This is a genomic window from Caulobacter sp. CCH9-E1 (assembly GCF_001556515.1).
Classification (GTDB): domain Bacteria; phylum Pseudomonadota; class Alphaproteobacteria; order Caulobacterales; family Caulobacteraceae; genus Caulobacter.
Genome location: NZ_LSJA01000359.1, coordinates 1 through 17,803 on the forward strand (window position 1 = coordinate 1; position 17,803 = coordinate 17,803).

Here is a 17,803-nt window from a genome sequence, read left to right on the forward strand (position 1 = left end):
TCAACGAAGCGGCTCATGCACACCTCCCGACTGCTCGTCAGGAGTCTAGCTGATCTGTCGAGTTCTCACACAGCCTCAGTCAGAACTGGGAGCGGCCAGCGCACTGGATCTAGGTTCCAGCGCACCTCCCCGGAGCGGACCTTCGCAAGGTAAGACATGGGTCAGGAAAGGCGCTCATCCACAGGTTTGACGATCGGCACTGCTACCGACCATCACGGCACAACACGTCTGAGACTTCGCCGCGTATCTCCACGCGGTGGAATTCAAAAAGACCTCAATGCCCGCAAACCCGCGCCGCACCCCGAAGCTCAACAATCCCCGGACAACTCGCCAAACCGAACGCCAGCCCCCCAGAAGAAGCGCGGCTGCGCGCCCCGCCCGGTCGTCCCCTTCCCGTCCCCGCTCTGGGAGGACGGCGCTGCGCGGGCGCGCCTGAGCCCCGACGCCCATCGGCGAGACCGGGGGTGCAAGCGGAGCGGCCGGCTTCGCGGGGACCCGGCTGCAGGGCGTTCCACCCCGCCGCCCATCGTCCTCAGGCCACGACCGAAGCTGGGCGGAAGTTGGTCCGAAGCGCGCCGGGGGCGGAGCCCCAAGCACGCGGGCAAAGCCCGCCCTCCAAGAATGAAGCCTGCAAAGGAGCCCGCGCACCGCGCGTGGCGGCAGCGCCGCCATCTCTGACTTGACTTGCCGGGCCTTATGATCAAATCCGGCGCAAGATTTGGAGTTGATCGATGGATGCCTGGGGCCTTTTCACCGCCTTGGCGGGGCCCGTGGTTGGCAGCTTCGTCGGCTTGGTCTCCATCCGTCTGCCGGCCGGCGCAGCCTGGATATGGGGACGGTCGCGGTGCGCTAGCTGTGAACGCAGCCTTCGGGTGATCGACCTCGCGCCGCTGCTCAGCTACGCCATCTCCCAAGGACGCTGCCGCTCGTGCGGCGCTTCCATTCCTTGGCGCTATCCGGTGATCGAGGCCGGATGCCTCGCCATCGGCGTCGTAAGCGCTTTGGGCCAATCGGGGCCGGCGGCCCTGGCGACGGCGCTGCTGGGATGGTGGCTGCTGCTGATCGCGCTATTGGACGCCGAGCATTTCTGGTTGCCCGACCTATTGACGATCCCGCTGGGCCTGGCCGGACTTGCTCTGACCATCGGCGCGCTGGGCCAACCACCCCTGCCCCAGGTGATCGGCGCCATCGTCGGCTATGGGGCCCTGGCGCTGATCGCCAAAGTCTATGAGGCGGTCCGAGGTCGGGAAGGCCTGGGAGGCGGCGATCCTCGACTTCTGGGCGCGATCGGCGCCTGGGTGGGCTGGGAGGCTCTCCCGTCGGTGCTTATCTGGGCCTGTGCGGCGGGACTAAGTCTTGTAGCCGCCAAGCTGATCGCGCGGCGCCGATTTGACCCCGCCGCCGCCCTCCCCTTCGGCGTCTTTCTGGCGATCGGAGCTTGGCTGACCTGGTGGACGGGACCGCTACATCGACTCTACGCGCCTTAAGCGGATGGCGGTAGCCGAATGCTTGTCGCTTGCCGCGCGCCCGTGGCCGACCGCTTGAGCCCCTGGGCTTGCAAGGCTTCCAGCAAGACCGGGTCCGTGGTCCGGACATCAAGAGTCAGTTGAATGGATCGGGCGTCGATGCGGGCTGTCAGGCTCGTCCCCGGCTCCGTCCCAGCGCCGTCGAGCGTAACGACCCAGCTTTCGCCTTGGCACTTGGGGCTCCCTGAGAGCGCGCCAAGCGACGGCCCTTCGCCCGGAGCGCTCTGGAAGATGATCCGCCCCCCCGCTCGCGCGCAGCGGCCCTCCTTGAAGACGGCGTCGACGCTCTCAAAGATGATCACGCCTGGCATGGCCATCCCGGCGCGATCCAGATCCGCGGGCGTCCGGAGCGACAATCCCCGCACCCCACGATCGACGCCGGACAGAAGAAGCGTCGCGGCGCCCGGCGCGTCCAGCCGCCGCACGCGCAGGGCGACGCGGCCGGTCAGCAGGCCCGATGGAGAAACGCCAAGCGCCAAATCGCCGATCGGCGCCCCCGCCACGGCGGCGCGACGGAGCCGCCCGCTCCAAACCGTTCCGGATGCCGCTTGCGCGGAAAGCAGGCCTGAAACGCCTGGAGCATTCACAAGAAGCGACACGGGCGCCAGCGCCACCAGAGCCGCCAGCGTCGCCGCTAGCCAGACCAGAACAAGACGCTTTTTCATCATTCGGCCTTCGCGAACGTAATCTCGGCCTCGATCAAGCCGCCATCCAGCCGGGACGCCGTGAACTCCACGACGGTGATGCTTCCACTTCGTTCCAGCCCCACCGTCCATGGCAGGAGTTGACGGGCGTCGATCGCCGTCACCCAGATGGTGAATCGCCCCTCGGCGTCCTGTCGACGCCGGGCGATCGCGATCCCCGCCTTCGCCGCGCTGGCCTCGACGATGGCTTGCGTCGACTCCTGCGTCGCCACGCGTTTGGGTACGCTTCTGGCGGCGACGGCCAGCATGGCTTGCTGTTGGCTGACGCGCTCCAGTCGCTCGCGCGCGTCCGCGGCCAACCGAGCCAAGGGAGAGGCCACGCCGTACCAACCTATGACCACGACGAGCATGGCGGCCATGATCGACAACAGCCCCCGTTCCCGCGCCGTGCGGGACGCCCACCAGTCAACCATGGCTTGACCCAGTCCGTTCATGGCGCGCTCCGGATAATCAGGTCGCTCGTCGTGCGCGAGCCTTCGGTGATCGTGCTCTGCTCCACCAAGGAGAGGCCCGCCCGCGCGGCGGCTTTGCGCAACTGATCCATGTCCGAGTAGGCGCCATAGCTCACCGCGGACCTCAGGTCGCCGTTATCGCCATAGACCAGGGTGTCCAGACTGACGCTGGGAACGGACCGCACCACGCCAAGATAGGCGGTGACCAGTCGCGCGAAGCCGCCGTCACGCCGTTTGGAGAGCTCCGCCAGGGCAAAGCCGGCCGCGTCTTCATAGCGCGCCGAACTCGGGACAAGCGCCACGGCGCTGGCCCGAACTTCCTCCTCGAGCCGCGCCGCCAGGACATGTCGCCGCGCGCTTTCGGCGCCCAGGATGATCAGCGGCGAGAGGACGAGCGCGGCCGCCAGCAAAAACGGGCGCCGCGTGATCCGGCCTGGCTCGGAAACTCCCTCGGCGAAGCGACCTTGCAGCAAATCGATCGGCGCCTTTGGGGCCTGCCGCAAGAGCAGCGCATCGAGGTCTCCCGCGTTTATGTAGCGATGCGGGCGGTCGCCCAGGAGCACGGCCGCAAGCTCGGGTTCCGCCGAGAAGGCGATGTCGCGGCCGCGCACGGCCAATCGCGGCCCAAAGGCGGCCATCGTGGGCGTTTCATCCTCCGGCAGCAGGAAATAGTCGGGAAGCGCCGCTGACGGCCGGACGCCAAGACTTTCGGCGGCGTCCAAGGCTTGCTGAAGGCGGGCGGACCGGACCCAGCCGACCAGAGCCTGCCCCTGCTCGTCGATCGCTCCGACCGCTACGTGCAGTTCGCCCTCGTCAAGCGCGAGTTCGTCCTGGAGGCGGAAGGCCGCGGCTGATCGCGCCTGGGCGAGACTGCCCAGCGGCAGCTCCATCCGGCGCGCGCCGACGTCCACGCCCGGCAGGACCACGATCGCCTCGTCGTCCACGCGCTCGCCCGGCGCGAGCGTCCGCCTCCGGGGACCCAGCCCATCCCCCTCGAGAAGTTCGTCGGCGCCGCCTTCTGTGGGCGACGGAAAGAAAAGCTTGAGACTGTTCATTCGTCCAAGGTCCATCGGCGGGCCACCAGCCGCACGCCACCCGCCGACGGCGCTTCGAAGAGCGCGCTTGAGGCGATGGGCAGGTCGGCGAAGGTCACCTGGGTTTCCAGCGCGAAATATCGGGTTCGAACGCGCAGTTGCTCTCGCACCTCGTCTCGGGGCGGTGAGGCCAGGAGGGCGCGTTGGGACCAGAAGGTCGCCACGTCGGGCCAGCCGGCGGCGGGCCGCCCCGCAAGCGCGGCTCGCGCCACGGCTTCTGGCGTCGCCCCCTCGGTCAGCGCGGTCAGCAGCAGGGCCCGATCCGGCGCAAGCGTGTTGATATTGATCGGCGACAGATCCGTGGTCGGTAGCGCGCAGACATAGGGTCGAATGATCGCGTAGGTTTTTGGCGTGAACCCGCGCACCGCCCGCAACTCGCTGACCTCGGCCAAGGGGCCTCCGGCGGTGCGATAGGGCGTCGGAAGGGCCGCGTAGCCGGGGTCCTCCGCTTCCGACGGCCCGACGTCGTTGCTGTCCATCCACTGGACGAGATTCTCCGCCAGTGTCGCCGTATCGCCCACGCCCAGTAGCGAGAGAAGCTTCGCGAACTGCCGTACGCCCAGTTCCCGACGACGATAGGGTTCGCCTTGGTCGGCCTCGACCAGACTGTTGAGGTTGAAGCACCCCGTCGCGTCGCTGACCCGCACGGCCATGGCTCCATGGTCTATCGGAAACCGCAGCACGCGCCCGTTCCAGTCGCCCTCCAGCGTCGTACGGAATGGATCACGCCGCGACAGTCGACTGATGTGGCGCCGCGCCAACTGTTCCGCGCCAATCGCATACCACTGCGCCTGACTGGCGGCGCGAGCATTGGACGCGCGGCGCACGCCGAACCGGATATCGTCCAGAACCGCGACCGCGATCACCGCGATCACGGCGACCATCAGCAGAACGGTGAGCAGCGCCGCGCCCTTTTCGCGTTCGGGCCTCACCGCCCTTCTCCCGAGGTCAGGAAAAGCTGGTCGATCACGCCAAGGTCATTCAGGCGAAGCTCCAGCCGCACGACGGTTGGGACGTCGGAGGTGCGATCGCCTTTCCAAGACTCTCGCCAAACCCCGTCGGCCAGGAACCAGACCCGCGCTGACCTCACGCCCTCCAACAGCACCTGGGGGGGGCCCAGACGGGCGCCGTCCAGCGCCGGCCTGGCGCGGCGTTCCAGGCGACCGTCGACGAGCGCGTACTCCACGTACTGCATTGACGCGCGCGATGCGTGATCCGGGTTCTCGAAGCCGCGCCGGGTCAGGGCCAACAGCGGTCCGCCCACGCCCCAGGGACTTCCGCCGACAAAGGCGGTCAGGCTGGGCTCGCCGTCCTCGCCGCGCGTGCGTCGCGCTGCGGCTTGCGAGAGGTCAGCCTTCAGCAGCGCCCGGGCGCCTTGAAGTTCCGCGTAACGCTCGACTCGCGACCGGACGGCGTTCTGACCGCTTAGAACGGAGGTCATCACCGCGACGCCGGCCGCCGTTATCAGCGCGAAGATCAGCAACGCGACCAGCATCTCGATCAGGGTGAAGCCACGCCTCATGGCCGCCCCCGAAATAGCGTCGCCGAGGCGGATGGCGCGCGTGTTCCTGCACGGGATACCGCGATGTCTATACGCAGCAGGTCGGCGTCCGACGTACGGCTGACCTGGCGCGCCCAAATCCACTTCACTCCAGCGACCTGCTCGACGCCCGTCGATCGCCCCAACGCAGGAGCCCCCGGGCTGGTCAGGGCGTCAATAGCGCGGTTGTCGAGCACCACTTCGGCCAACACCCTATCCTGGAGGCGGGCGCCGGTCCGGGTGTTCTCTCCCGCGAGATTCAGCAACGCCAGAGCCGCCAGGCTGAAGACAGCCAACGCGACCAGCAGCTCGATCAGCGTGAAGCCGGCTTCAGAGCGATTGCGGGCCATCGATCCTCACGTTTCCCGCGATGTCCACGCTGACCGTCGCCGTGCGCCGGTCCCGCGTGAGGATGATCCGTATGGGGGCGGCCTGTCCGGTCGGCTCGAAGACGACGCCGGCGCTGTCGAACTCCACCTGAGTTCCGTCATTCCACGGCTGATCGCCGAAGGGCGGCTGTTCCAGCAAGCGCCATTCGCCGCCAGCGCCTCGGACCTCGAACCCATAACGGTTCTCGGTCAGGGTAGCGCGGACCTGACGATTGACCAGGATCGCCTCCTCACGAGCCCGCGCCAACCGCGCCGCCAGCCGCTCGGTCTCGCGCGACAGGTCGGCGCCGCCCGTCGGAAGGGTCAGCAGCACCGCGCTCACCAGAAGGCCCATGACGACCAGCACGACCATCATCTCGACCAGGGTGAAGCCGGCTGCGGTCGCGCGTCGCTTCCTGATCCTAGCCCCAGTTGCCAATGTCGGCGTCCTTGCCCTCGCCGCCCTCGCGACCATCCGCGCCGAACGAAAACACGTCGATCACGCCATGGGCGCCCGGAGAGCGGTACTGATACGGATTGCCCCACGGATCCTTGGGCAGACGACGGATGTAGCCGCCCTCCCGATAGCGCTCGACCTGGGAAAGCCCAGCGGGAGGGGTCACCAGAGCCTGCAGACCCTGCTCGGTCGACGGAAAGGCGAACAGGTCGAGCTTGTAGCTCTCCAGCGCCTGCTCCAGCACGGCGACATCGGCCTTGGCCTTCTCCTTCATCGCCTTGTCCTGGCTGGGCAGGACGTTGATCGCGACCACGGTGGCCAGCAGGCCAAGGATCACGATGACGACCATCATCTCGACGAGGGTGAAGCCGGCGCGCTTGCGGCGGCGGCGATCGAGGGAAACGGGCGCGGTCATGTCGCGAGCCTCCTAGTTCAAGGCCAAGGTGTTGATTTGCAGGATCGGCAGCAGGATCGAGAGCACTATGGTCGCCACCACGCCGCCCAGCACGACGATGATCGCCGGCTCCAGCAGGCTGAGCAGCATCGCCGTGAAGGTCTCGAACTCGCGCTCCAGATAGTCGGCGGCGCGGGTCAGCATGACCTCGACGCGCCCGCTGCTCTCGCCGCTGGCGGTCATGTGGACCAGCACCGGGGGAAAGGCCTGCGTGCGTCGCATGGCGACGGAAAGCGCCCCGCCCTCCCGGATGGCGGCGATCATGTCGTCCATGGCCCGGCGCTGCACCGCGTTGCGGACCGTGCTCGCGGTCAGCGTCAGCCCTTCCAGCACGGGAACGCCGCTGGCGATCATCGTCGCGAGGGTGCGGGCTAGACGGGCGGCGTGCACGTCGCGGATCAGCCGACCGACAAGGGGAAGGCGCAGCAGAGCTCTGTCCACGGAGAGCTTGAACGCCGGTTGACGCAGCGCTCGTCCAAAGGCCAGCGCCGCCCCCGCTCCAACGAGGGCGATCAGCCATCCGAAATCGCCCAGCAGCGAGGACAGTCCGATGACGATCCGCGTCAGCAGCGGCAGCGCCTGACCCATGGTGTCGAATTGCTCGACCACCTTTGGAATCACGAAGACCATCAACGCCGTGACCACCAGGCAAGCCACCAGCGCCAGGACAGCCGGATAGACGATCGCCGTCACCACCTTGGCCCGCACCTTCTGCTGCTGCTCGAGCAGATCCGCCAAGCGCTCGAGGATGCTGGGCAGCGCGCCGGAGCTCTCGCCGGCGGAAACCATGGCGCGATAGAGCGGCGGAAAGGCCTTGGCGGGGCGCCCCAGGGCGTCGGCCAGTCGGTAGCCCTCCAGCAAGGCGCCATGAACCTCCTCGACAACGCGTCGGACCTTGGCCTTGTCGCTCTGCAACGCAATCGTGCGCAGAGCCTCTTCCAGCGTCGAGACCGTCGAGAGCGTCGCCAGTTGGCGCGTGAACATCGCCCGCTCCTGGGCGCTCAGTCCGCCGCCGAGAAACGGAACGACGGCCGCGGCCTTGGCGGCGGGGGCCAGGCTTACCGGCGCGAGCCGCTGACGGGTCAGCTTCTGGCTGGCCGCACTGGCGTCGGACGCCTCGACCCTTCCCTTGCGGGTGCGGCCGCGCAGGTCCAAGGCGACATAGTCAAACGTCGCCATCGGACGCTCCGTGTCCGGTGATGCGCAGGGCTTCCTCGATCGTGGTCACGCCCTCGAGCACATAGCGGCGCGCCTCCTGGCCAAGGGGCCGCTCCAAGCCGGCGGCCGTGATCTCTTGTTCGGACGCCCCCTGGCCGATCAGGCGTCGCAGGGTCTCGTCCACCCGGATCGCCTCGTAGACGCCAACCCGGCCTTGATAGCCGGTATGATTGCAGTCGGCGCAGCCGACCGGACGGAAAATCGTCGTTCCAGCCTCGGCGCCTATCAGCGCGGCGGTCCCGGCGTCGGCCGCCTCCGGCGCTCGACAGCGAGGGCAAAGACGTCTGACCAGACGCTGGGCGATGATCATCCGCAGGGTCGAGGCCAGCAGGAAAGGCTCCACCCCCATGTCGCGCAGGCGGACGACGGCCCCCGCCGCGTCGTTGGTGTGGACGGTCGAGAGCACCAAGTGTCCGGTCAAGCTGGCCTGGACCGCGATCTGGGCGGTCTCGGAATCCCGGATCTCCCCGATCATGACGACGTCCGGATCCTGTCGCAGGATGGCCCGCAGCCCGGCCGCGAAGGTCATGCCAACCTTGGTGTTGACCTGCGTCTGGCCGATGCCGTGCACAGCGTACTCGACCGGGTCTTCGATGGTCAGGATGTTGCGGGAGTTGTCGTTCAGCACCGCCAGCGCGGCATAGAGCGTGGTGGTCTTCCCCGAACCGGTGGGACCGGTGACCAGGATGATGCCGTGGGGCTCGCGCACCGCCGTCTCGATCGCGGCGAGGACGTCGTCGGGCATACCCAGTTCGGCCAGCCGCAGGCCGGCCTGATCCTTGTCCAGAATGCGCATGACGACCCGCTCGCCCATGCGGGCGGGCAAGGTGGAGACCCGCACGTCCAGGCTCTTACCGCCGAGCGTCAGCGAGATCCGCCCATCTTGCGGCAGGCGCTTCTCGGCGATGTCCAGCTTGGCCATCACCTTCACTCGCGACACCAACATGGCGGCGATCCGCGGCGACAGGCTGAGCACCTCCCTAAGCACGCCATCGATGCGAAGGCGGACCACAAGCGCCTGTTCGAAGGGCTCGATATGGATATCCGACGCGCCCAGCCTCACGGCCTCGGCGATCAGGCCGTTGATTAGGCGGATGATCGGCGCATCGTCCTGCGGATCCAGCAGGTCGGCGGCGGTCGGCATGTCGTCCAGCAGCAAGCCCAGGCCGCCTTCCAGATCAAGGCTGTCGGCGCTTGAAGCCGAGGCCAAGCCTGCGCCGGCATAGGCCTGGGAGAACGTCCGGTCGAACGTCGCGGCTGACATGGGCTTTACGACAAGCGGCGCGCCCAGCGCCCGCCTGACCTCGACAAGCGCCGCCGGAGAGCTTCCTTCACGAAGCGCGATCACCGCTTCCTGGTCGAGCGACAGCAACACGACCCCGTGGCGCTTGGCGAAACCGTAGGACAGCAGCGGCGTGGTCATGGCTTGGCCGTCGGCGGCGGGGGCGGCGGCGGAGCGACCGGCGGCGGAGCGACCGGCGGCGCCGTGCGCATATAGTCGCGCAACACGGCGTCAAGGCTGTTGTCGCCCTCGGGCGACGTCAGGGTCGGCAGCGCGCGCATATAGTCGTAGCGCGGCGCCGTCGCCGCCCGGGCGTCCAGGGCGCTGCGGATCACGCGCGGTCGAATGAAAACCATGAGGTTGGTCTTGGAACGCTCGCGCGCGCTGCTGCGGAACAGCGCCCCCAGGCCCGGCACGTCGCCCAGCAGCGGCGTCTTCTGCGACGAGACCTTCTCCTGCTGATCCAACAGGCCGCCCAGCACGACGATCTCGCCGTCGTCGACAACGGCCGTGGTCTCGATCTCACGCTTGTTGATGATCAGTTCGGTGGAGCCCACGCTAACCGGGCCGGCCACGCTGGAGACCTCCTGGCGAAGGAACAGGGTGATCCCACCGCCAACATTGATCTGCGGTTTGACCTCCAACTGGATGCCGACATTCTGGCGCTGGATTGTGCGGAACGGATTGGAGTTCGAGGCGCCGAGCACCTCGCCGGTGGTGATCGGCACCTCCTGCCCCACCAGAATCCGAGCCGCTTCGTTATCCAGGGTCATGACCGACGGCGTCGACAGCAGGTTCGAGCCCGCATCCTTCTTCACCGCGTTGATGATCGCCCCGAACAAGGTGTCGCCGCTTCGCCCGGCGACGCCGCCCGTCACACCGGACGCGCTGAGAAGAGAACTGATGGCCGCCTCGCGCACGCTGGTCAGCGCGTCCTTCTCCCCTTCCTTGGGCGCGCCGGCCGCGGCCGCGGCGGCGAGCGGAAACAGGCTCGGAGCGGCGTTGGTGTAGTTGGTGCCGACAAACGGCACGGTTCCGTTCGCGCCGCCGAGGAGGAATTGCACGCCGAGCTGCTTGGCCGCCTCGTCCGAGACTTCGACGACGATCGCCTCGACCAGAACCTGTTCTCGCCGAAGATCAAGCTGCCGGACCACCTCGGCCAGCGTGCGTTGCGTCTCGGGCGGCGCGCTGATGATCAGAGCGTTGGCGCCGGGATAGCGCGCCACGCTGGCCTTCGCGCCCGCGCCGAGGGCGGACGGAGCCCCCGCTTGGCTGGCCGCCGACGCGCTGGCCGAGGCGGCGGACGTCCCCCCTGAGGTCCGCCCCCCCGCCCCAGTTCCAGACGACACCGAGGGCGTCTGTCCCACCAACTGCTGAAGGACGGGCAGCATCTGCTCGGCGTTGGCGTGACGCAGGAAGATGACGCGGACGTCGTCGTTCGATTCCGCGCGGCGGTCGAGATCCGCGATGATCGGCAACAACCGCTGGATGGCGTCCGTTTCGCCACGCAGCAGCACCGAGTTGCTGCTCTCGACCGGCACCACGGTGACGGCGCCGCGCGCGGCCTTGCCGTCCGCGCCTGGCGCCGAAAGAAGCTCGTTGAGAACCTGCGAGATCTCACGCGCGGAGCTGTTGGCCAGGGTCACGGTGTGCACGCTCGCTCGGTCCTGGTCGACCTGGGCCAGCAGTCCGCGTATGCGGCGAACATTGTCGGCGTAGTCGGCGACCACCACGGCGCCGCCACGTGGATTGGCCACGACCTGTCCCTGCGGCCCGATCAACGGCTTGAGCATGTCGGCGGCGGTGGCGGGGTCGATCGCTCGCAGCCGAAAGACCTCGGTTACGAACTGACCGCCCGCGGCGCTGGGCTGACGCGCGGCGTTCTCGGCGGGCTCCACCCGATAGGCGCCGTTGCCAGCTGGAATGGCCACGAAGTTGTTGGCCCGCAGGGTCGCCAAGAACACCTCGAAGAGCTCGCGCCGATTCAAGGGGCCATTGCTGGCGACCGTCACCGAGCCCTTTACCCGCGGATCGATGATGAAGGTCGTGCCGGTTGTCTTGGCGACATCCTGGATGAAGACCCGGATGTCGGCGTCCTGCACATTGAGAACCTGGGCCTGAGCGCGAGCGGCGGTCGCGCCGAACGGCCCAGCCGCGAGGCTGGCGCCTATCCCGAGGGCGGCGCAGGCGAGGACCACGCGTGTCGAGGCAAGGACGTTGGTCATGGATTTTCCGGGAAAGAAAGAACGCTGCGCGCGTCGCCGCGCGCCAGAACAACGTGGTCTGGAGACACCCCCGCAAGCACGACGCCAGGCGCAATCGCCTCGCCAACCGCAAAGGATTTTTGGACCCCGTCGGCGCCGGCGATGATCGCCGAACCGCCCCCGGGACCGCCCGCGCGAACGCCGAAAAGGCGCAGGCCCAAGGCCTCCTGGCCGCCGGAAGCCTCGCTGGCCTCCGCGCTACGCCCGACGCCGAAAGCGTCGAACGTCGCCAGAACGGTCCAGTCGACGGGCTTAGCGGCGATCGCGACGGGCGGCGCCATCGCTGGCGGGGCGGCGACGACTAGCCAGATCAGGCGCGCGGTCTGAAGGCCCAGCAACACCGTCAGCGCGACCTCGGCCACGCCCGTGATCCGAGGCGAAAAAGTCCGTACTCGTTCAATGAGCCGCAAAATCCGCAACGCCCCCTATCGTCACAGTCGCAGTACCCCGGGGGCGTCGCGGTTGGACGACGGTTTGACGACACCTTCATGACAAACGCTCCCCATTCGGACGAATGAGGAGCGTCGCCAACCGCCGCGGCGCGGCGGATTTTGTCTCTCGGACTAGAACTTAGTGGACAGGCTGACCGAGAAGCTCTGGCCCAGATCGTACTTGTTGTTGTCGACGCGACCGCCGCCCAACTGTTGGTACTCTTGGTAGTCCTCGCCCAGCAGGTTGCGGGCCTTGAAGGTGAACTCCAGCTCACGCCCCTTCACGTCGAAGGCCCGGCGATAGGTGAAGTCCACCGTAACGCCCGGATCCTGAACGAGGTCCGGCTGACCCGGTCGGCCCCGCGCCGAAATCCGCTCGCTGACATAGGTCGCCAGGATGGTGGCCTGCGAGCGTGTCTCGACGTTCTCGTAGCCGAACTGAATGTTGGCCAGATGCTCGGACATCCCCTGAAGTTGGCTGCCGTCCGTGACGTAGTCGGAAGCCGGACGCGACGCGCCCGCGCCGGCCAGCGGGAACACCACGTCGCCTTGGGAGACCTTGATGTCCGAATTGGTGTAGGTGTAGTTCGCGCCGATCATCCAGCGCTTGCCGTCGAACAACGGGCCCTCGAACGGCAGCTCGAAGAACTTGCGGAAGTCCACCTCAAAACCGTGGAGCGTCGCCTTCGGCGCATTGACGTAGGTCTGGACAATCGTCGCGCCCTGCTCGCTGACGACCGCTTCAACCGGACGGTCCAGGTCCTTGTAGAAGACCCCGCCCGAGAGATATTGGCCCGCCGCGAAGTACCACTCGACGCGCGCGTCGAAGTTCAGCAGCTCGGTGTCCTTGAGATACGGATTGCCGATAAAGAGGCGATCGGTATCCGCGTCGAAATATTGCTGAGGCGCGAGTTCACGGAACTGGGGACGGGCGATGGTCTTCGAAGCGCCAACCCGGAACTGCATGTCCTCATAGAAATTGTAGGTCAGCGTCGCGGCCGGCAGCACATAGGTCTCATCCAGCCGCGTCGGGCTGGCGGCCGCTCCGCCGAACAGATCCACGACCTGCACACGCTGCTTGCCGTCCTCGACCCGCACGCCGAGCGAGGTGCGAAGGCGCGGCAGGAGTTCCGCATCGACCTGACCATACGCGGCGTGGACCTTCAGCCCAGCGTCATAAGCCGCCGCGCCGTCACCGCCGGTGATTTCGGTGAAGGTCAGATATCCTTGAGCGATATTGTAGTCCGACAGCAGGAAATCGACCCGCTCCTGCTGCACGGTCAGCGGGATCGCGCCGCCCTGATAGCGGAAGTCCCGACGCTCGGCATCGCGCTGATTGTCCATATAGGCGTAACCGCCGCTGAACACCGCGTCGCGGCCCGAAGAAAGCGGCAGGGTGTACTGGACGTCGAAGCCGCCGCTGGCGACCGTGTCGTTAAGCTCGCTGAAGCTGGTGGCGTTCTGCTCCTGCGAGGCGCTGTGGTAATAGACCCCGTTGTCCAGGCGGTAACGGATGAACTTTTCGTACGGCGCGTCCCGTTCCGACTTGGCGTAGGAGGCGCGCCAATCGAAGTTCCAGGCGCCAAACTGATGCTTGCCGGCCAACTGGGTGTCCAGCAGATCCCGCTCGAACCATTCGGTGTAGGAATCCAGGACCGTCTGGCCGGCCAGATAGTCCTCGCCGGCGCGCTGACGCGCCGACTTCGTCGTCTTGTGGATGTAGAGGTTCGTCCAGCGGATCTGGTTTTCGCCCCATTCCAGTCCCAGCCCGAGAAGGCCGTTCACGGTGACGTTGTTGCTGGTCGCCGTGAAATCATAGTTGGTGCGCGGCTCGAGCTTGCCGTTCTGCTCGAGACCCTCTTGCTGCTTGCCCTGGCGCGTGCGCCAGTCGTTCTCGAAGCCGCCCAGCGCCACGACGCCCAGGTGTCCCCACCCCAGATCGAAGGATTGCCCCGCGCTGATGTCGGCGCTGAAGCCGAGCGGAATCTTGTTCTTACGTTGAATGAGATTGAGCGGCGCGTTCACCAGGCTCTGCCCGATGCGCGTCAGCTCCGCATTCGTGAAATTGCTGGAATTGATGCGCTTGCCGGTCGCTAGCGCCGCGCGCAGCTCCGCCGGTTTGTCACGCGCGCCATCGTCGTAACCCAGGAAATCCGTATCCGAGCCATAGTAGGTGAGGCCCTTCTTCAAGGACGTCTCGGTGTTTCCGCTTGTGCCGACCTCGACCTGGAAGAATGGCTCGTCCGGCACGGCCACCGTCTGCAGATCGATCACACCGCCGCCAAACTCGCCCGGATAGTTGGGGGAATAGCTCTTCTGCACCGTGGCTCCGGCCAGGATGCTGGACGGGAACAGATCCAGCGGCACGACGCGCTGCAGCGGCTCGGGGCTGGGAAGCGGCGAACCGTTGAGCATGGCCGAGGAGTAGCGTTCACCCAGGCCGCGCACATAGATGAAACGTCCGGAAACCAGGCTCAGACCGCTGATCCGGGTCAAGGCTTCGGCCGCGCTGCTGTCGCCCTGGCGCTTGATGTCTTCCTCGGTCAGGAAGCTGGCCACTTCCGAGGTCGTGCGCATCGGCTCGGGGATGTTCTTGCCCAGGATGAGCACTTCTTCGACCTGCGTATCCTCGCTCGAAGCGCGGGGACCCGACTGCGATTGGGCGGCGGCGGTCGCCTGGGCCGCGGCGACCTGAGGCGCGATCAGCGCCGAAGTCGCGAGCAGAATGCCGCTCAGGGGCAGGAACAACTTGTTCATTTCGGGAACCTTGATTTGGGCGGAGAGCAGAAAGTGCGGGGGCGGCGCACGGCCGCCCCCGTCGGGATCAGCAGGTCGAGCCGGAGGTCAGACCGCAGGTCCACCCCTGCCACCAAGTGTCGTTGGCGTCCTTGACCGCGCCGATGTAGCCCGGGTCGGTCAGGAAGCTGCTGAAGCTCTTGATGTTGGCGTACGAGGGGCGAGCCGCCTCGTTGGCGCCGTTGATGAAGGTGCCGCTGAGCGAAGCGGTGAAAGCGGAGCTGTTGTTGGTGCCGGCGTTGAACAACGCGGCCACCGCCGTGGCGTCGACGTTCGAGTCGTTGGTGAACGGCGTGCCGCAGGCCAGGACCACGGAGTGGAAGGTCGCCTGCGTCGTCGCGTCGTCGATGTCGACGCAGCCGGCGGTCGTGGCGGTCAGCTGCACGACGCTGTTCAACCAGACATTGTTCGTCGAGGTGTTGGCGACGAGCAGATCGTTGCCCGAGCCGCCGCGGCCGACGACGGTCCAGTTGGCGAACTTCGGATTGGAACGCGGCGCGGTGCCGGCGCTGCTGGTCTCGAAGGCGCGGTTACCGCCGTTGGCGCGCTGGACGATGATGCCGAACTGAAGAGCGCCGTTGTAACCGACGTCGGTGTCGACGCTGTCGTCATCGTTGCCCGTCAGGACCAGGTACTTGCCGTTGACGGTGCCGCCGAAGAACTCGATGCCGTCGTCCGAGCTGTTGTGGACCTGAATGTGGTCGAAGGTGGTGCCCGAGCCCACGCCGGCCATCGTGATGCCGTTCAGCTCGTTGTTGGCGACGATGACGAAGCCCGAGTGCTGGACGCGCATGTAGCGCATGACGCCGCTGTTGTCCTGAGCGGAGCTGCCACCGTAGAACGCGTTCGTGCCTTCGACCTGGGCTTCGCAGCCCGAGGTCCCCGGCGTGGCGCCCGAGCCCGAGCAGTTGCTGATCGGCGCCCGACCCAGAATCACCAGACCACCCCACTGGCCGATCGAATCCGCGCCCGTCTGACCTTCGATGCTCTGCTTGCTGGTGAAGATGATCGGCTTGGTCGCCGTGCCTTCCGCGAAGATCTGCGAGCCGCGGTTGACCACGATGTAGTCGAGGCCCGCCGAGCCGAAGATCTTCACGCCCGGCTCAACCGTCAGCACGCCCTTGGCGCGTCCGGCGATCGGCGCGTTGGGATCGCCACCCTGATCGTCGCCCACGTCAACCCGACCGCTGACCGAATAGACCGTGCCATTGCGCATCGGCACGACCAGGTTGCCAGTGATCTTCTGCGGCAGCTGGCAGTTACGCAGCGTGCCATTGGCCACGGTGCCCACATTCGCGAAGCCGCTCGGGCAGTCGCTGGCCGGCGTGCCCGGCTGGGGCGTGGTCGGCGTGGTCGGCGTAGTCGGCGTGCCGCCGCCGGCAAAAGAACCTTCGCCTGGCGAGGCGACGCTGTCTGCGCCGCCGCAGCCAGCGAGAGCCAAACAAGCGCTGACCGCGAGCGCGACCAAGCTAACATTTCCGTAGCGGTTCATCAGGTTTCTCCAGTGGCGAGCAGCCGCAATCAGGGCAGCAAGAGCTCTCAAGCTCCGCCTTGGAAAAGCCTCGCCCTTCCTGACCCCAGCGAAGGGGCTACAAAGATCGAATTACAACCGAGACACAGTTTTGCGACGAAATTGATACAATGCGACGTGAATTACATCCGATCACAAAGCATTTGACGGCACTGACACAAGGATAGATACAGGTAAAATCGTCGTTTCCAATGTGACGATTAATGTCCGTGATCGGACTAATGCTAATACACTTGTCTAGATAGCGCTGGTAACTGCATTGGCTCATTTCGGATTTCAAATTCCTGAGGAAATGGCAGCTGCGTTCGATCAGTACGCGGCCCCCCGCGGAGGCCGTTCCGCTGCGCTCAGGACGCTCGTCGAGCAAGTCCTCAATGTTGACGCCGACGCCGAGGAGCCTGTTGCGGCGACAAGGACCGAAGGTCACGGGATGGTCGTCCGGCTGTCGAACGACGATCTTGCGCGGCTGGACGAGGAATGTCGGGCGATAGGCATGACGCGTCGGCAATGGCTTACGTCCTGCATCCGCAACCGCCTACATGGCACCCGTCATTTCGGTCAGGTCGATCGCGAGCGAATCGCTCGATCAGTCAAGGAACTGCGAGAGATAAAGACGAGCCTGTTTCGGTACGCAGGGGCGCTTGAGCGCTCCCCTCGCGATCTCGCGCTGATCGAAAAGCACTACAGCCTGGTGACACACCTGCAGGCGGAGATCGCCCGCAGTCTGCGGGCGATCGAAGGCGCCTTCAAAGGTAATGACGGCTACTGGCGGGGCGTCGAAGCCGCTCCGACCGGCGAGCGGTTGACGACCTTCTCCGAAGGTCCGCCAAAGAACGCCGGCCTTGATCCTACCTCATCCTCGCCGAGGGCCACCGGCGCGGCGTGACCGGTCGCCCTCGGGTTACCGGGCGGCGTTGATTTGAACCAGACGCTGGGTCTGAGACTTCAGACGCCGCAATTCGTGGTTGGTGATGCATCGCGGAGAGGCCCAGCGTTCGCCGCTGCCTTGAGCAGCGAGAACCTCTTTGGCGGTGACAAACACCACCTCGCCCTGGGTGCGCTTCAGGGCCCGTTTCGCGGCAGCGTCAGCGCTGCAGACATAGAGACGATTCCCCCCGCTGTCGGCGCTCACCGCACCTGAAGGGACCGGGGCGAGCGTGAGAGTAGCGGCGGCTAAGGCCGAGATGATCGACATCATTGTTTCCTCCAGGCTCGAAGAAACCCGAGCTTGGCGAAGAACTTACCCCCGCCACATGGAATGTGAATATTAAATGACAGACCTGTGGATAACTTAGCCCGCGTCACTTGGACACGGCGCATTTTTATCCGTTGTCGGAATTTTTTCCATGAAGGCGCGCTCACCTTCGAGGCGCCTAAGTCAAAGATGCTGTCGCCGTCCCTCGCGATGAAAAAATGAAGCCTGCACAGGAGCCCGCGCACCGCGCGTGGCGGGAGGCGGCGTCGAGCGTCCGGCGGCAGGTCGCGCCCGAGGGAGCGGCGAAAGCCGCGGGACCGAGCGTGACCGCCGGCCGCTCCCGTTGTCGGTGAAGCCGCGCGCGTGCAAACAGCCAAAATTCTGACCTGGCTTTGCCGACTAGCTTGACCAGCTTCAGCCGACATCCTTGTCCAGCCTGATCTTCCCCCGAAAAAGTGGACGGGGTTAAGCCGCTCTGCGTTCCATCTCGG

The 17,803-nt window shown here is 66.4% G+C and carries 17 protein-coding genes; 2 read left to right on the plus strand and 15 right to left on the minus strand.

Annotated features, from left to right (window positions below; genetic code table 11):
- Positions 1 to 731 precede the first annotated feature (731 nt).
- Complete coding sequence (locus tag AX690_RS20155; RefSeq protein ID WP_066684060.1) at positions 732 to 1,487, plus strand: A24 family peptidase; 756 nt, start codon at positions 732 to 734, stop codon at positions 1,485 to 1,487.
- Here the strand turns inward: AX690_RS20155 and gspN are convergent.
- From gspN to AX690_RS20225, 14 genes are all read right to left on the minus strand, one after another.
- Complete coding sequence (gene gspN, locus AX690_RS20160) at positions 1,484 to 2,140, minus strand: type II secretion system protein N (RefSeq protein WP_197426929.1); 657 nt, start codon at positions 2,138 to 2,140, stop codon at positions 1,484 to 1,486. The two genes, AX690_RS20155 and gspN, sit on opposite strands and share 4 nt — an antisense overlap.
- A gap of 50 nt (positions 2,141 to 2,190) precedes the next feature.
- On the minus strand, positions 2,191 to 2,664 hold the full coding sequence (locus AX690_RS20165) for a type II secretion system protein M (protein WP_066684062.1): 474 nt from the start codon (positions 2,662 to 2,664) through the stop codon (positions 2,191 to 2,193).
- The gene (gene gspL / locus AX690_RS20170; RefSeq protein ID WP_066684064.1) at positions 2,661 to 3,737 is read right to left on the minus strand and encodes a type II secretion system protein GspL; all 1,077 of its coding nucleotides are present in this window, start codon (positions 3,735 to 3,737) and stop codon (positions 2,661 to 2,663) included. The genes AX690_RS20165 and gspL overlap by 4 nt, the downstream gene beginning before the upstream one ends.
- Positions 3,734 to 4,708 carry a type II secretion system minor pseudopilin GspK gene (gene gspK / locus AX690_RS20175; RefSeq protein ID WP_066730535.1) on the minus strand — a complete coding sequence of 325 codons (975 nt, stop codon included), beginning with the start codon at positions 4,706 to 4,708 and terminating at the stop codon, positions 3,734 to 3,736. The genes gspL and gspK overlap by 4 nt, the downstream gene beginning before the upstream one ends.
- The gene (gene gspJ / locus AX690_RS20180) at positions 4,705 to 5,298 is read right to left on the minus strand and encodes a type II secretion system minor pseudopilin GspJ (protein WP_066684066.1); all 594 of its coding nucleotides are present in this window, start codon (positions 5,296 to 5,298) and stop codon (positions 4,705 to 4,707) included. Before gspJ ends, gspK begins: the two co-directional genes overlap by 4 nt.
- The gene (gspI, locus tag AX690_RS20185; RefSeq protein WP_066684068.1) at positions 5,295 to 5,666 is read right to left on the minus strand and encodes a type II secretion system minor pseudopilin GspI; all 372 of its coding nucleotides are present in this window, start codon (positions 5,664 to 5,666) and stop codon (positions 5,295 to 5,297) included. The genes gspJ and gspI overlap by 4 nt, the downstream gene beginning before the upstream one ends.
- Positions 5,647 to 6,123 (minus strand): GspH/FimT family pseudopilin, encoded by a 477-nt coding sequence (locus AX690_RS20190; protein ID WP_231732252.1) that lies wholly within the window; start codon positions 6,121 to 6,123, stop codon positions 5,647 to 5,649. The genes gspI and AX690_RS20190 overlap by 20 nt, the downstream gene beginning before the upstream one ends.
- Positions 6,107 to 6,556, minus strand: coding sequence for a type II secretion system major pseudopilin GspG (gene gspG / locus AX690_RS20195; RefSeq protein ID WP_066684069.1), 450 nt, complete (start codon positions 6,554 to 6,556; stop codon positions 6,107 to 6,109). Before gspG ends, AX690_RS20190 begins: the two co-directional genes overlap by 17 nt.
- 12 nt (positions 6,557 to 6,568) lie before the next feature.
- A complete protein-coding gene (gene gspF, locus AX690_RS20200; RefSeq protein ID WP_066684070.1) occupies positions 6,569 to 7,774 on the minus strand; it encodes a type II secretion system inner membrane protein GspF in 1,206 nt (401 codons plus the stop codon).
- The gene (gene gspE / locus AX690_RS20205; protein ID WP_066684075.1) at positions 7,761 to 9,236 is read right to left on the minus strand and encodes a type II secretion system ATPase GspE; all 1,476 of its coding nucleotides are present in this window, start codon (positions 9,234 to 9,236) and stop codon (positions 7,761 to 7,763) included. The genes gspF and gspE overlap by 14 nt, the downstream gene beginning before the upstream one ends.
- A complete protein-coding gene (gene gspD / locus AX690_RS20210; RefSeq protein WP_066730536.1) occupies positions 9,233 to 11,320 on the minus strand; it encodes a type II secretion system secretin GspD in 2,088 nt (695 codons plus the stop codon). The genes gspE and gspD overlap by 4 nt, the downstream gene beginning before the upstream one ends.
- On the minus strand, positions 11,317 to 11,778 hold the full coding sequence (locus AX690_RS20215; RefSeq protein ID WP_231732253.1) for a type II secretion system protein N: 462 nt from the start codon (positions 11,776 to 11,778) through the stop codon (positions 11,317 to 11,319). The genes gspD and AX690_RS20215 overlap by 4 nt, the downstream gene beginning before the upstream one ends.
- 144 nt (positions 11,779 to 11,922) lie before the next feature.
- The gene (locus AX690_RS20220; protein ID WP_066681172.1) at positions 11,923 to 14,547 is read right to left on the minus strand and encodes a TonB-dependent receptor domain-containing protein; all 2,625 of its coding nucleotides are present in this window, start codon (positions 14,545 to 14,547) and stop codon (positions 11,923 to 11,925) included.
- A 67-nt stretch (positions 14,548 to 14,614) separates the two neighbouring features.
- On the minus strand, positions 14,615 to 16,078 hold the full coding sequence (locus AX690_RS20225) for a hypothetical protein (protein ID WP_066681174.1): 1,464 nt from the start codon (positions 16,076 to 16,078) through the stop codon (positions 14,615 to 14,617).
- A 298-nt stretch (positions 16,079 to 16,376) separates the two neighbouring features.
- Between AX690_RS20225 and AX690_RS20230 the strand changes: the two genes are divergently transcribed.
- Positions 16,377 to 17,003 (plus strand): hypothetical protein, encoded by a 627-nt coding sequence (locus AX690_RS20230; RefSeq protein ID WP_156449741.1) that lies wholly within the window; start codon positions 16,377 to 16,379, stop codon positions 17,001 to 17,003.
- A gap of 15 nt (positions 17,004 to 17,018) precedes the next feature.
- Here AX690_RS20230 and AX690_RS20235 read toward each other — a convergent pair whose 3' ends face one another.
- Positions 17,019 to 17,315, minus strand: coding sequence for a hypothetical protein (locus AX690_RS20235; protein ID WP_066681177.1), 297 nt, complete (start codon positions 17,313 to 17,315; stop codon positions 17,019 to 17,021).
- Positions 17,316 to 17,803: the final 488 nt, after the last annotated feature.